Source organism: Methylomonas sp. LWB (genome assembly GCF_001856095.1).
Taxonomy (GTDB): domain Bacteria; phylum Pseudomonadota; class Gammaproteobacteria; order Methylococcales; family Methylomonadaceae; genus Methylomonas; species Methylomonas koyamae_A.
The window spans coordinates 33,611-46,936 of sequence record NZ_MKMC01000023.1 but is presented as its reverse complement, the minus strand read 5'-3'; the positions used below and the strand labels follow the sequence as shown (position 1 = coordinate 46,936).

Below are 13,326 nucleotides of genomic sequence, written 5' to 3'. Positions count from 1 at the left end.
TCAATCGCGGTCCCGTTCCGCTGCGGCGCGCGGGTCAACACCCAGCGCGGTTGTCACCCGTCGCGCCAGATTATCCATCGCCAGATAAATCACCGGGGTGGTGTACAAGGTGAGTAGTTGGCTGAGCAACAGGCCGCCGACCATCGTAATACCCAGCGGATGGCGCAGTTCCGAACCCACGCCGTTGCCCAGCATTAACGGTAAGGCCCCCAACAGCGCCGCCAGCGTGGTCATCAAAATTGGCCGGAAGCGCAGCAAACAGGCTTGGAAAATGGCTTGCTCGGGTGGCAGGCCTTGCTGACGCTCGGCTTCCAGGGCAAAGTCGATCATCATGATGGCGTTTTTCTTGACGATGCCGATCAGCAAAATAATGCCGATGATGCCGATAATGCCCAGATCGCCGCCGGACAGTTGCAGCGCCAGCAAAGCGCCGACTCCGGCCGAGGGCAGGGTGGACAATATGGTCAACGGGTGGATGTAGCTTTCGTACAGCACGCCCAGCACGATGTACACGGTCACAATCGCCGCCAGGATCAACAACAGGGTGTTGCTTAAGGATGCTTTGAAGGCTTGGGCGGCGCCCTGGTATTCGCTGCGAATTGCCAGCGGTAATTCGATTTGGCTCTTGGCGGCTTCGACAGCGTTCACCGCATCGCCCAGTGCATAGCCGGGCGCCAGGTTGAACGACACCGTGGCGACCGGATATTGGTCGAGATGATTGATTGCCAAGGTGGTGGGCCGCTCGGACAATTCGGCGATGGCCGATAGCGGCACCTGGCTGCCGTTGGTCGACGGCACCCGCAATTCGTTCAGCGCCGCCGGACTGGTCTGCTCGGCCGGATCGACTTCCAACACGACCCGGTATTGGTTCGCCTGGGTGAATATCGTCGACACCAAGCGCTGGCCGTAAGCGCTGTACAGCGCATTGTCGATCGCGGCGGTACTGACGCCCAAGCGGCTGGCGGTAGCTCGGTCGATGTTGACGAACACCTGCCGGCCTTGGTCGAGTACGTCGCTGACCACGTCGGCGAATTCCGGCCGACCTTGCAGCTGGTCTACCAATTTGCCGGTCCAGCGGTTCAATTCGTCCAGATCGGCGCCTTCCAACGTAAATTGATATTGGGTGCGGGTGACGCGGTTTTCCATCGTCAAATCCTGCACCGGTTGCAAATACAGTTGTATACCGGGCAAATCGGCCAGCCGGTCTTTCAGACGGGCGATAATTTCGCGGGCCGGCGGGCGTTGGTCGTGCGGTTTTAGATTAATCAAAAACCGGCCGCTGTTCGGGGTGGCGTTGATGCCGTCCACACCGATGAAAGACGACAAATTCTCGACCGCCGGGTCTTCCAGGATGCGTTGCGCCAGCTTCCGTTGTTGTTCGGCCAGGGCTTGAAACGACACGGTCTGCGGCGCTTCGGAAAAACCTTGAATGATGCCGGTGTCCTGACTGGGGAAAAAGCCTTTCGGTATCCACACGTACAGCGCGGCGGTCAGTGCCACGGTGGCGAAAAACACCAGCAAAGTCGCCGCTTGGCGTTGCATCACCCAACTTAGGCTGCGCCCGTAGAGTTTAATCAGCCGGCCGAACCAGTCGTCGCCGATTTTATTTTGGTGTTGATGGCCTGCGCCGGGCTGTAACAGCTTGGCGCACATCATCGGCGTCAGGGTTAACGACACCACGGCGGAAATTAAAATCGCCACCGCCAGCGTGATGGCGAATTCCCGAAACAGCCGGCCGACCACGTCGGACATAAACAGCAGCGGAATCAACACCGCGACCAGCGAAAACGTCAGCGAAATAATCGTAAAGCCAATTTGCTCGGAGCCTTTCAACGCTGCTTTCAGAGGCGATTCGCCGCGCTCGATATAGCGCGAGATGTTTTCGATGACGACGATCGCATCGTCCACGACAAAGCCGGTGGCGATGGTCAGCGCCATCAAGGTCAGGTTGTTGATACTGAATTCGGCCAGATACATCGCCGCGAAGGTGCCCACCAGCGATAGCGGCACCGCGACGCCGGGGATGATGGTCGCCGGAATGTTGCGCAGGAACAGAAAAATCACCATCACCACCAGGGCCACGGCCAGCAGCAATTCGAATTGTACGTCGTGGACCGACGCGCGGATCGTCACGGTGCGGTCGGTGAGTGCGTCGACTTCGACGCCACTCGGCAGCGAGGCTTGCAGCTTGGGCAGCAAGGTCTGGATCCGATCCACCACCTCAATGACGTTGGCGCCGGGCTGGCGCTGAATGTTGACGATGATGGCGGCCTTGTCGTTGGCCCAGGCCGCCAGCCGGGCGTTCTCGGCGCCGTCGATTACGGTGGCGACATCGGTCAATTTGACCGGCGCGCTGTTTTTGTAAGCCACCACCAGGTCGCGGTACTCGGCAGCCGAGCGCAGTTGATCGTTGCTGTCTATGGTCGCGGCGCGGGTCGGGCCGTTGATCGAGCCCTTGGGCTGGCTGACGTTGGCGGCGGCGATGGCGGTGCGTACGTCTTCCAGGCTGATGCCGTAAGCCGCCAGTGCTTTGTGGTTGGCCTGAATCCGCACCGCCGGTCGCTGGCCACCGCTGATGCTGACCATGCCGACACCCGGCAATTGGGCGATTTTTTGCGCCAAGCGAGTATCGACCAAATCTTCTACCTTGAACAAAGGCATGGATTCGGCGCTGACCGCCAAGGTCATGATCGGCGTGTCGGCTGGATTGACCTTGCTGTAGATCGGCGCTTGCGGCAGGTCGCTGGGCAGGAAATTGTTGGCGGCATTGATCGCGGCCTGTACGCTTTGTTCGGCCACGTCCAGGTCTAGGCTCAAGTTGAATTGCAACGTGATCACCGAGGCGCCACCGGAACTGGTCGAGGTCATTTGCGTCAGGCCCGGCATTTGCCCGAATTGCCGCTCCAACGGCGCGGTGACAATCGCGGTCATCACCTCCGGGCTGGCGCCGGGATACAGCGTGGTGACCTGGATGGTAGGATAATCGACCTGCGGCAGCGCCGACACCGGCAGCAGCCGGTAGGCCAATACACCGACCAGCAACAGCGCCACCATAAGCAACGAGGTGGCGACCGGCCGCAGAATGAACAGTCGAGACGGATTGAAGCCCGCCTTGCCGGGATCGCTGAAACTCATGAGTTACCCGCGCCGCCGACGTTGGCCGGATTCGTCTGCCGGCTTGGGCTGTAGTTCCGGCCTTGCCGCCACTGCCTGGCCGTCTTTTTCGGCGACATCGACCGCCCCACCATCCTTGACCCGGTCGATGCCGGTGACGATCAAGGCTTCGCCCGGCGCAATCCGGTCCGCGATCGCGACTTTTTCGCCTTCGCTGGGCCCCGGTTCCACCCGGCGCAGATGGGCGATGTTTTCGGCATCGACCACGTAGACAAAGGCGCCCTGACTGTCGTGCTGCAGCGCGGCGCTGGGGATTTGCGTCACGCCGCGCAAGGTGTCCAGATGCATGCGGATATTGACGAACTGGTTGGCGAACAGGGTTTGCTCGCGGTTGTCGAATTGGGCCTTCAATTTTAGGGTGCCGGTGGTCGGATCGATTTGATTGTCCAGTGCGATCAGTTTGCCGTCGGCCAGCTTGGTTTTCCCGGCGCGGTCGTAAGCTTCGATGCCAATCTCCTGGCCTTCTCGATAGCGTTTTACCACGTCCGGCAGCTTGTCTTCCGGCAAGGTAAACACCACGCTGATCGGTTGCAGTTGGGTAATCACCACCAGGCCGTTGACGTCGCTGGCCCTGACAATATTGCCTTGGTCCACTTGCCGCAAGCCGGCCCGGCCGGAAATCGGCGCGGTCAGTTTGGCGTAACCGAGCTGTAGTTTGGCATTATCGACCTGGGCTTGATCCATCTCGACATTGCCGCGATATTGTTTGACCTGCGATTCTTGGGTGACGGTTTGTTGGGCGGCAATCGAATCTTGTTCCAGCAGGGTTTGATAGCGGACCCGGTCCAGTTCGGCGTTTTGCAGCAAGGCCTGATCGCGGGTCAGCTGGCCTTGGGCTTGTTGCAGCTGCACCTGAAACGGACGCGGGTCGATTTCGGCCAGCAGATCGCCGGCTTTAACCATTTGCCCTTCGCTGAAGTTCACTTTCACCAGTTCGCCGTCGACGCGCGATTTGACGGTGACGGTGCGTAGCGCGGTGACAGTGCCTAGCGCGTTTAAATACACCGGAAAATCGCCGCTACCGGCGGATTGGATGGCCACGACAGCCGGTGCGTCCGGCCGCTCGCCGAACGGCGGCCGGTTTTTGGAGCCGCGCTCGGCTTTAGTATCGGGCGCGGCCTGACCGAATTGCAGATAGACCAGAATACCGATCACGCCGAGGGTAGAAAGTGCGCCGCGCCAATACCAGCGAGAGCGGCGCCGGATAGAAGCATCGATGGGGGTTGGGTTAGTCATGCAAGGGATTCTATATGAGGATATAAGGTTGCCAAGGTATTGTCGTTATTAGGCGTGCGAAGCGGCCGCCGGTTCCGCCGAGAGTCGAAAAACGGTTGCATAGCAAGGCGAGCCGGCCGGGCTTTAAGCGGTATCGATTAATCGCTGGAACCTGGACACTGACGACGGCGTCGCGGCGGTTAGCCTGCTAACGGAGTTGAAGCCGCGGCTTGGCCATCGTTTGGTATTTCCCTTTGGCAAACATTGTTTCACGAACCTTAGGTCGACAGCGGCGATTTAGTTCCCGCCTCGGCCAGTGGCTTGGAGAGCCAACTCATATTGGGTTAGCAAAAGGTATGGCAGCGGCTTGCACGGCATGCCAGCAACAACTCTTCAGTTTGTGGGTGGCGAGGCAATACCGCTCGGCGAACTGGCTACAGTCCATCAATTCGCCGTCCCTGGCCGGGAAGTACCGCCCGGCTCGACCATCTGGCCGCGGGCAATCCGCACCCTGACGCTGGTATCGAAATTAAACTCGGCGGTGTAGCTGTCAACCGCGACCGGAGGTCTAGACAAATCCGGCGCGGGCGCCTGGCCGAACTGAAACCAACAGCCGACACCGGAACATTCGATGCCTTTATCAGAGCGACACCGGCCGATTCGCTGGTCAGTTTAACCTTATCTTGGGATAAACCCGCGCGGCCGGCCAGAGCGGTACAGAGGCTGGCGGAGTTGAAGGAAATGCGCATGGTGACTCCTGGTCAGATGTCGGATGAATGGCGATGCCGATGCTCCCTCAAAGGGCAAAACTTATGCCATGCGCTGCAATGGCGTGCTATCCGGACGGAAAAGCAGCGGTTGCTAGCGCGCCATACGATGATCCCTGAATAATCCAACCCGGCGTCTTTGCTCGGTCGCGCTTTGAATCCGGAGCGTCGAACCTTGGTTTGACATTCTAAAATAGGCCGTGACGAGGATACGATAGGGACCTGGAGGTAACGCCGAACCCGGCCGTCGAATGTCGGCGGATTGTTGCTGCAGGATCGGCGATTGCTGGACGACTGCTGTTTCGGCAACAACGCGGCGTGGTCCCAGTCGACTACTGTCACAGCAAGCCTTCCCCGATCACGACTACTTCACACCGGAATCAATCGACATGTTGGGCATCGCCCCAACCGTCATTACCCCAGCGTTCTGTGTTGGATCGACACGTTCTGGCTAGCCGTTCAGGAAAACGGCCTGCGTCAATTGCTTGGTGTGTGACGGAATTGGTATATCTCAACAGGCCAGCCTGACGATCGAACCGCCCGTGGCCGACAAAATCCGCCCAGTCGGTTCCGAACGCTCACGAACCGCGGCGGCGCGGACAACTTGGCCGCAATCGGCGCAGCGGCCTGCCGAATTGATGGGCGCCGGCGGTCGGGCCGACATCCGGACTGCCGAGTGTACGGCTTGTCTCTGGGCTGGCGAGGTGAAACGTTGGGCGCGCCTTATTTGCGCATGCCGACCTTTTGGGATCGCCGCATCGCTTTACCCAGCCGAGGACACCCACCCTGGCCATGCCCTACATCCGTCTAGCGGATTTGGGGGCGAGGAGAAACTTAAGCCACAAAGGAATTTAGGCGCCCAAACGACATGGGTTGGGAAACACTTCTAAACGAGCTCCCCTATAAAACACGAATAGCTTACGTCTCCCAGGCCTGGAATGCCGGTGTGACGAGTTAAGCGAGTGGGTATCTCAATCCGCCGGACAAAAAAAAACGGCCGCGGGCATGACGCCCGCGGCCGTCGTAAGATACCTATATATGCAGCTGAGATTAGCCTAACAAACCGCCAACGTTGATGCGCGTGCCGTTGCCTTGAGCGGCGTAGAAAGCCGCCGGGTTGGCCGCGCTGGAGCTCACCAGATCCTCGGCGGCCCGGCGCGCTTCGGCGCTGGAATTCAGCGCCGGTTGCGCGTCGGTCTTCGATTGACTTTGCGCCAAGCGCAACGAGGCTTGGGAAAAGCTCACGGTATCGCCAACGGCCTGATTGTCGCTATCGGAATCGCGATCCGGCGTCGTAACCGATTTGGGTTCCGCCGATTCGGCGCTTTTGGGTGCTTTAAGATCGCGGGTTGCCTGAGTGGTCAGGGCGCTGGATTGCGAGTATTGGGTATTGATGTCCATGGGGGCCTCCAGATCTTTACGGAGCGAGGGCGTTGTGCCATCGTTGCGTCGAATTCTAATCCAATCCGCCGGCAATTGCCGAATTTAATCGTTTTCTTATTATTACGCCCCACATCCCGGAGTTCATCGATGAAATGTTTGCAGATCACTATGTTAGCGACCGGCGCGCTGCTGTCCACGGTGGCATCGTCCGCCGATTTATCGCGCATCGAGCACATCCTGGTGATCTATCTGGAAAATCGCAGTTTCGACAATGTGTTCGGCCTGTTCCCCGGCGCCGACGGCCTCAGCAACGCCCAATCGGCGCCGCCGCAAATCGACGAATTCGGTAGGCCCTACGGCACGCTGCCGCCGATTCGCAGCGACGGCAAAAACGACGAGCGCTTCCCGGCCGATCTCGCCAACGCCCCATTCGACATAGGCCGTTACATCAACCCCAACCAACGTCACCCGGATCTGACTCACCGGTTTTTCATCCACCAGATGCAAATCAACGCCGGCCGTAACGACCGTTTCGCGCAATTATCGTCGGCCGGCGGACTGACCCAAGGCTACTACAATCTGGCCGGCACGGCGCTGTGGCAATATGCCAAGGAGTTCACGCTGGCCGACCATTTTTTCCAGGCGGCTTACGGCGGCTCGTTTTTAAATCATCAATGGCTGATCTGCGCCTGCACGCCGCGTTTCGACAATGCGCCGGACGACATGCTGCACTGGCAGGCGGACCCGGCCACCGGCAAGCCGGTCGGCGATCCCAGCGTCACCTTGGACGGCTACGCGGTCGGCACGATACAACCGTTTTTCCCACCGCACGACGACAAGCACCCCGAACGGCGTCTGCCGATACAAACCGCGCCAACCATCGGCGATCGCCTGTCGGACAAGGGCGTGAGTTGGGCCTGGTATGCCGGCGGTTGGGACGACGCCGTGGCCGGCCGCGACCTTGGCGACAACTTTCAGTACCACCACCAACCCTTTATCTACTACGCCAACTACGCGCCGAACAGCGCCGCCCGCGCCGAGCATTTGCGCGACAAACAGCGCCTGTTCGCGGACCTGAAAACCGGCTTTCCGCAAGTCGCGTTTTACAAGCCGGTCGGGCGCAGCAACCAACACCCCGGCTACTCCAGCATCCTGGAAGCCGACCGGGATGTTCGCGACGTGGTCGAAGCAATTCGCGCCAGCGCGATCTGGTCCTCCACCGCCATCGTCATCACCTACGACGAATACGGCGGTTTGTGGGATCACGTCGCCCCACCCGAGGGCGACCGTTGGGGACCCGGTACGCGGATTCCGGCCGTCGTGGTTTCGCCGTTCGCGAAAAAACACTACATCGACCACACCCGCTACGACACGACGGCCATCCTAAAGCTGATCGAAACCCGCTTCGGCCTGGCGCCGCTCGGCGAACGAGACGCCAACTCGGAAGGCTTGCTGGGCGCGTTCGAATGAATCGCCGGATTAATAGGCCCGAAGCAAAAATATCGCCGACCTCGCGCCGATCGCTCGTTGTCACCCATCCCTGGGTAGCCGCGGTCGCTTTACAGACGAACACGGCTTTTTATATGAGGCCGATATTTGCACTCCGTTTTCGAGTGGCTTAAGCTCTGCCGCGTCCAGCCGATTCAGGCTTGCCGCCAGTCCGGCGGCTCGCGGCTCGCCCCCGCCTGTCGATGTCAAGGTTCGGCCGTTTCCGGGACAGAGACGGCGAATTTCCGGTTTTCAGTTAGTATTTGCAATCGTACGCCACCAAGCAGGGAGACCCTCCGATGAATCAAGCCTATCCACGCCAACCCGCCGAAAAATGGCGTTTCGCCAAACTCGGCGGTTTCGACCAAGTGGAACTGAAGCGCGCCAGCGATTTACTGGCGCTGCCGGAACTCGATCAGAAATTGTGGGCGGCGCTGAGTTGTCCGACCCACGGTCTGTACTTCGACGAACGCACGTTACAACTGCTCGACAGCGACGGCGACGGCCGGATTCGGGTACCGGAGGTGCTGGCGGCGGTACGCTGGGTCGGCAAGGTCTTGAAAAACCCGGCCGATTTGCTGCAACAAAAAGCCAGCCTGCCGCTGGCGGCGATCAACGACCACGATGAGGAAGGCAAGCAGCTGCTGGCTTGCGCCAAGGAAGTACTGAAAAATCTGGGCAAACCGCAAGCCAGCGAAATCACCGACGAAGATTTGGCCGACATGGCGAAAATCTTTGCCGAAACCCGTTTTAACGGCGACGGCATCGTCCCGGCCAAAGCCGCCGACGACGAAACCGGCCAAGCGGCTATTAGCGACATCATGGCCTGCCAAGGCGAGTTGATCGACCGTTGCGGCGAACCCGGCATCGACGCCGAAAAGCTGACGCAATTCTTCGCGGACGCCCAGGCCTATTACGACTGGTGGCGGGAATGCGACCGGGAAGCCGCCCAGGTGCGCGGCAACATCGCCGACCCGGAATCGGCGGCAGCCTCGCTGGACAAAATCAAGGCCAAGATCGACGATTATTTCACCCGCTGCCGGCTGGCGGCCTTCGACGAACGCGCCGCCACGGCACTGAATCCCAGCGACGCCCGCTACGAACAACTGGCCGGATTCGATCTGGCGCCTGAGCTGGAAGCGGTGGCGCAACTGCCGTTGGCCACCATCGCGCCCGACCGCGATCTGCCGCTGGGCGGCGGGCTCAATCCGGCCTGGAGCGATGCGTTGGCGCAATTACGCGCCGACGTGCTGACGCCCTTACTCGGCACGCTGGAAAGTTTGAGCTACGCCCAATGGCGGGACGTACTCGGCCGGTTTGCCGACTACCGGGCGTGGCTGGCGCAAAAGCCGGCCAGCACGGCCGCCGGCCTGCCGATCGCCAGCGTCAAAACCTATCTGGAAAGCGGCACCCAAGCCAAGCTGGCGGCGTTGATCGAACAGGATCTGGCCCTGAAGGCCGAAGCCGACGCGATCGACGGCCTGAGCCGCTTGCTGCACTATCACCGCGACCTGTACCGGCTGCTGAACAACTTCGTCTCCTTCCGCGATTTTTACACCGCCGAGCCGCACGCGATCTTTCAGGCCGGTACCTTGTATCTGGACGGCCGGGCTTGCCGTCTGTGCGTTAAGGTCGACGACGTCGCCACCCACGGCAAACTGGCCGAACTGAGCAAGATTTTTCTGGCGTACTGCGAATGCCGCCGCCAGGGCAGCAGCGAGAAACTGACGATTGCCGCCGCGTTCACCGACGGCGACAGCGACAATTTGCGGGTCGGCCGCAACGGCGTGTTTTACGACCGCGCCGGACAGGACTGGGACGCGACCGTCGTTAAGATTATCGAAAACCCGATCAGCATCCAGCAAGCCTTCTGGGCTCCCTATAAACGGGTGGCACGGATGATTAACGAACAATTGGAAAAAAGCGCCAGCGCCCGCGACAAGGCGGCCCACGAAGGCGCATTCAAGGGTATCAACGAAGCCGGCGCACAGGCCGGCGAAGGCAAGGCGCCGGCCGCGACCGCCTTCGACGTCGGCAAGTTCGCCGGGATCTTCGCCGCGATCGGCCTGGCGATCGGCGCGATCGGCACCGCGCTGGCTTCGGTATTTAGCGGCTTTTTGGCCTTGCAATGGTGGCAAATGCCGCTGGTGATCGCCGGCATCATGATGGCGGTTTCCGGACCATCGATGTTCATCGCCTTTCTGAAACTACGCCAACGCAATCTGGCGCCGTTGCTGGACGCCTGCGGCTGGGCGGTCAACGCCAAGGCCTACATCAACATTCCGTTCGGCCATTTGCTGACCGACGTCGCCAAACTACCCAAGGACGCCGAAACCCATCTGGCCGATCCGTTTGGCGAAAAACCCAGCCGCTGGCCCGCGCTGTTGTTGCTGCTCGCGTTACTGGCCGGCGCCGGCTGGGCTTGGCGACAAGGCTATATCGGACCCGCTACCGCCCCGCCGACCGCTGAAGAAACCCCGGCAACCGCACCGGCGCCGGCGAACGGGCCGATTGCACCGCCTGGGCCGGCAACCCCAACACCCGCGCCGGAAGCCGCGAAACCGGCCGCGAAACCCGCCAAGTAAAGGGCGGCAGGCGGCCGTCTCGGCGGTCGCCGGCTAAGGCGCGATCATGCCGTTATGCAAATAGCTTTCTTCGTAGTTGAAAACGACATTACCGTCCGGCAAGATCAACTCCTCGTCCCGGCCCTTGTAATCCAGTCGCGACAATAAATCCTTGATAATGTTGACGCGCGCCGCCTGCTTGTCGTCGGCGCGCACCACAGTCCAAGGTGCCGATAAATGATGGGTCCGGGCGAACATGATGTTGCGCGCCTCGCTGTATTGGCGCCAATGCTTTTGGGCGGCTTTGTCGATCGGGCTGATCTTCCATTGTTTCAGCGGATCGTCCAGCCGCGCCTTCAGACGCTTTTTTTGCTCTTCCTTACTGATATCCAGATAGTACTTAAATAGCTTGATGCCGGAACGCACCAGCAATTGCTCATAATGCGCGACGGTTTCGATGAACTCGTGGTAATCGGCGTCGCTGCAAAATCCCATGACCCGTTCCACGCCGGCCCGGTTGTACCAACTGCGGTTGAACAGCACCATTTCTTGCGCGGCCGGCAGATGCTCGGTATAGCGCTGAAAATACCAGCTCCCCAGGTCGCGATCCGACGGTTTGCCCAAGGCCACCACTCGAGTCTCGCGCGGGCTCAGATGCTGAATGATGCGCTTGATGGTGCCGTCCTTGCCACCGGCGTCCCGGCCCTCGAACAGGATCAAAATCTTGTCGCCGTGCTTGATGATATGGCTTTGCAGTTTGACCAGTTCTACCTGCAACTGCCGCAGCACGTCCTTGTAATTCGGTCGTTCGGATTTCTTTTTGCCCATGGCTGCATCCTCGAAAGTGAATTGGCTGACTACCAGTGTAGCGGTTTCGCCGCATCGCGCTATCGATCCGCACCACAAGCGTGCAAAATGTCGTAAACCGTACCGATTGAGTGCAACTTTGATCCCACTTGGCCACACACCGACAAGCCACACCGACAACCGCGACCGACCGAACTCAAGTCATATTATTGATTTTTAATTAAATTATCGCAAATCGACTCACAAATATCGGTTTTGGCATCCGAATTGCTTTCGGGCTAACGTGGCTCCGCGATAGGAGCCGACTGAATTTAGGCTCGACGTAGAGCCGACAGACAAAGGCGTCTAACTCTCGTTTCGGTAACGAAACGGGGTAGACGCCTTTTTTTTGGCCTGACTTTTTCAAACCCACGGGAATCCGCCATGACTTATCGCACGACATTCGCTCCGAAATCTCTGATCGCGGCCTTGGCTACGCTGATCGCCGCCGGCCTGGCCGGTTCGGCCTGGGCGGCCGGCAAGCCGGAAAAAGAAGACCTGAAATTCGGCTTCATTAAACTGACCGACATGGCGCCGTTGGCCGTCGCCGCCGAGAAAGGCTTTTTCGAGGACGAAGGCCTGTTCGTGCAACTGGAAGCCCAAGCCAATTGGAAAGTGGTAATGGACCGGGTCGTCAACGGTGAACTGGACGGTTCGCACATGCTGGCGCCGGCGCCGCTGGCGGCCAGCATCGGCTTCGGCACCAAGGCCGACATCGTGACTGCCTTCAGCATGGGTTTTAACGGCAACGCCATCACCATTTCCAACGACATCTGGAAGCAAATGAAGCCCAACGTGCCGATGGACGGCGGCAAACCGGTTCACCCGATCAAAGCCGACGCGTTAAAACCGGTCGTGGACAAATACAAAACCGAAGGCAAGCCGTTCAACATGGCCATGACCTTCCCGGCCGGCTCGCACAATTTGAAACTGCGCTACTGGCTGGCGGCCGGCGGCATCAATCCCGGTTACTACGCGCCGCCGCAGGATATTTCCGGTCAGGTCAACGCCGACGCACTGCTGTCGGTAACGCCGCCGCCGCAAATGCCGGCCACTCTGGAATCCGGCACCATCTTCGGCTATTGCGTCGGCGAGCCGTGGAACCAGCAAGCGGTATTCAAAGGGATTGGCGTGCCGGTGATTACCGACGAGGAACTGTGGAAAGACACGCCGGAAAAAGTCTTCGGTGTCACCAAGGCTTGGGCCGATAAATATCCCAATACCTACTTAGCGGTCACCAAAGCCCTGATTCGCGCCTCGATCTGGCTGGACGCCGAGAACAACAAAAACCGCAAGGAAGCCATCGAAATGCTGTCGCAAAAACAATACGTCGGCGCCGACGTCGAGGTACTGGCGGCCAGCATGAACGGCAGCTTCGAGTACGAGAAAGGGGACAAGCGTTCGCTACCCGACTTCAACACCTTTTTCCGCCACGGCGCCAGCTATCCATCCTACGGCAGCGCGGTCTGGTATCTGACCCAATTGCGCCGCTGGGGCATGATCAACGAAGCCAAACCGGACAACTGGTATCTGGAAACCGCGAAAAATGTCTACCGCCCCGACATTTATCTGGCCGCGGCGAAGGAGCTCGTCGCCGAAGGCAAGGCCAAGGCCGAGGACTTTCCGGCCGACACCGCCATCAAGCCTTCGCAAAACTTCTTCATCGACAAAGTACCGTTCGACGCCAATAAGCCCAACGATTATTTGGCCAAGTTCGCGATCGGCTTGAAAGGCAAACAAACAGTTTCCGGCGGCAAGGTCGTCGACTAAGAACCTTTGGTGGGTGCTCAAAAGCAGGGACGCGATTTGATGCAGGGAGGCATCTTTTTTACCAACCGAAATTTTGCAGCAAGCGCAGGGTACCCACCGCGTACCTTGCCAGCCGATCC

The 13,326-nt window shown here is 59.6% G+C and carries 8 protein-coding genes; 3 read left to right on the top strand and 5 right to left on the bottom strand.

The window, feature by feature from the left end:
- The 4 genes from BJL95_RS10860 to BJL95_RS10850 all read right to left on the bottom strand — a co-directional run bounded on the left by BJL95_RS10860 (window position 1) and on the right by BJL95_RS10850 (window position 6,557).
- Window positions 1–3,135, bottom strand: a complete 3,135-nt coding sequence (locus tag BJL95_RS10860; protein ID WP_071157890.1) for an MdtB/MuxB family multidrug efflux RND transporter permease subunit — start codon at window positions 3,133–3,135, stop codon at window positions 1–3.
- Between the two features lie 3 nt (window positions 3,136–3,138).
- Window positions 3,139–4,410, bottom strand: coding sequence for an MdtA/MuxA family multidrug efflux RND transporter periplasmic adaptor subunit (locus tag BJL95_RS10855; protein WP_071157888.1), 1,272 nt, complete (start codon window positions 4,408–4,410; stop codon window positions 3,139–3,141).
- Window positions 4,411–4,833: 423 nt separating this feature from the next.
- Window positions 4,834–4,965 (bottom strand): hypothetical protein, encoded by a 132-nt coding sequence (locus BJL95_RS25925; RefSeq protein ID WP_302848342.1) that lies wholly within the window; start codon window positions 4,963–4,965, stop codon window positions 4,834–4,836.
- Between the two features lie 1,241 nt (window positions 4,966–6,206).
- The gene (locus tag BJL95_RS10850; RefSeq protein ID WP_064028696.1) at window positions 6,207–6,557 is read right to left on the bottom strand and encodes a hypothetical protein; all 351 of its coding nucleotides are present in this window, start codon (window positions 6,555–6,557) and stop codon (window positions 6,207–6,209) included.
- Between the two features lie 129 nt (window positions 6,558–6,686).
- Between BJL95_RS10850 and BJL95_RS10845 the strand changes: the two genes are divergently transcribed.
- Window positions 6,687–8,009 (top strand): alkaline phosphatase family protein, encoded by a 1,323-nt coding sequence (locus tag BJL95_RS10845; protein WP_083385914.1) that lies wholly within the window; start codon window positions 6,687–6,689, stop codon window positions 8,007–8,009.
- Between the two features lie 317 nt (window positions 8,010–8,326).
- The gene (locus tag BJL95_RS10840; RefSeq protein WP_071157886.1) at window positions 8,327–10,612 is read left to right on the top strand and encodes a hypothetical protein; all 2,286 of its coding nucleotides are present in this window, start codon (window positions 8,327–8,329) and stop codon (window positions 10,610–10,612) included.
- A 33-nt stretch (window positions 10,613–10,645) separates the two neighbouring features.
- Here the strand turns inward: BJL95_RS10840 and ppk2 are convergent, their stop codons facing one another.
- Window positions 10,646–11,419 (bottom strand): polyphosphate kinase 2, encoded by a 774-nt coding sequence (gene ppk2 / locus BJL95_RS10835; protein ID WP_064028691.1) that lies wholly within the window; start codon window positions 11,417–11,419, stop codon window positions 10,646–10,648.
- A gap of 402 nt (window positions 11,420–11,821) precedes the next feature.
- On the opposite strand from ppk2, the gene BJL95_RS10830 reads away from it, so the two are divergent.
- Window positions 11,822–13,207 carry a CmpA/NrtA family ABC transporter substrate-binding protein gene (locus BJL95_RS10830; protein WP_071157884.1) on the top strand — a complete coding sequence of 462 codons (1,386 nt, stop codon included), beginning with the start codon at window positions 11,822–11,824 and terminating at the stop codon, window positions 13,205–13,207.
- Window positions 13,208–13,326 lie beyond the last annotated feature (119 nt).

Coding starts and splice junctions, on each gene's coding strand:
- BJL95_RS10840 (WP_071157886.1), top strand. CDS start 8,327: ATGAATCAAGCCTATCCACGCCAACCCGCCGAAAAATGGCGTTTCGCC.
- BJL95_RS10830 (WP_071157884.1), top strand. CDS start 11,822: ATGACTTATCGCACGACATTCGCTCCGAAATCTCTGATCGCGGCCTTG.
- BJL95_RS10855 (WP_071157888.1), bottom strand. CDS start 4,410: ATGACTAACCCAACCCCCATCGATGCTTCTATCCGGCGCCGCTCTCGC.
- BJL95_RS10845 (WP_083385914.1), top strand. CDS start 6,687: ATGAAATGTTTGCAGATCACTATGTTAGCGACCGGCGCGCTGCTGTCC.
- ppk2 (WP_064028691.1), bottom strand. CDS start 11,419: ATGGGCAAAAAGAAATCCGAACGACCGAATTACAAGGACGTGCTGCGG.
- BJL95_RS10860 (WP_071157890.1), bottom strand. CDS start 3,135: ATGAGTTTCAGCGATCCCGGCAAGGCGGGCTTCAATCCGTCTCGACTG.
- BJL95_RS10850 (WP_064028696.1), bottom strand. CDS start 6,557: ATGGACATCAATACCCAATACTCGCAATCCAGCGCCCTGACCACTCAG.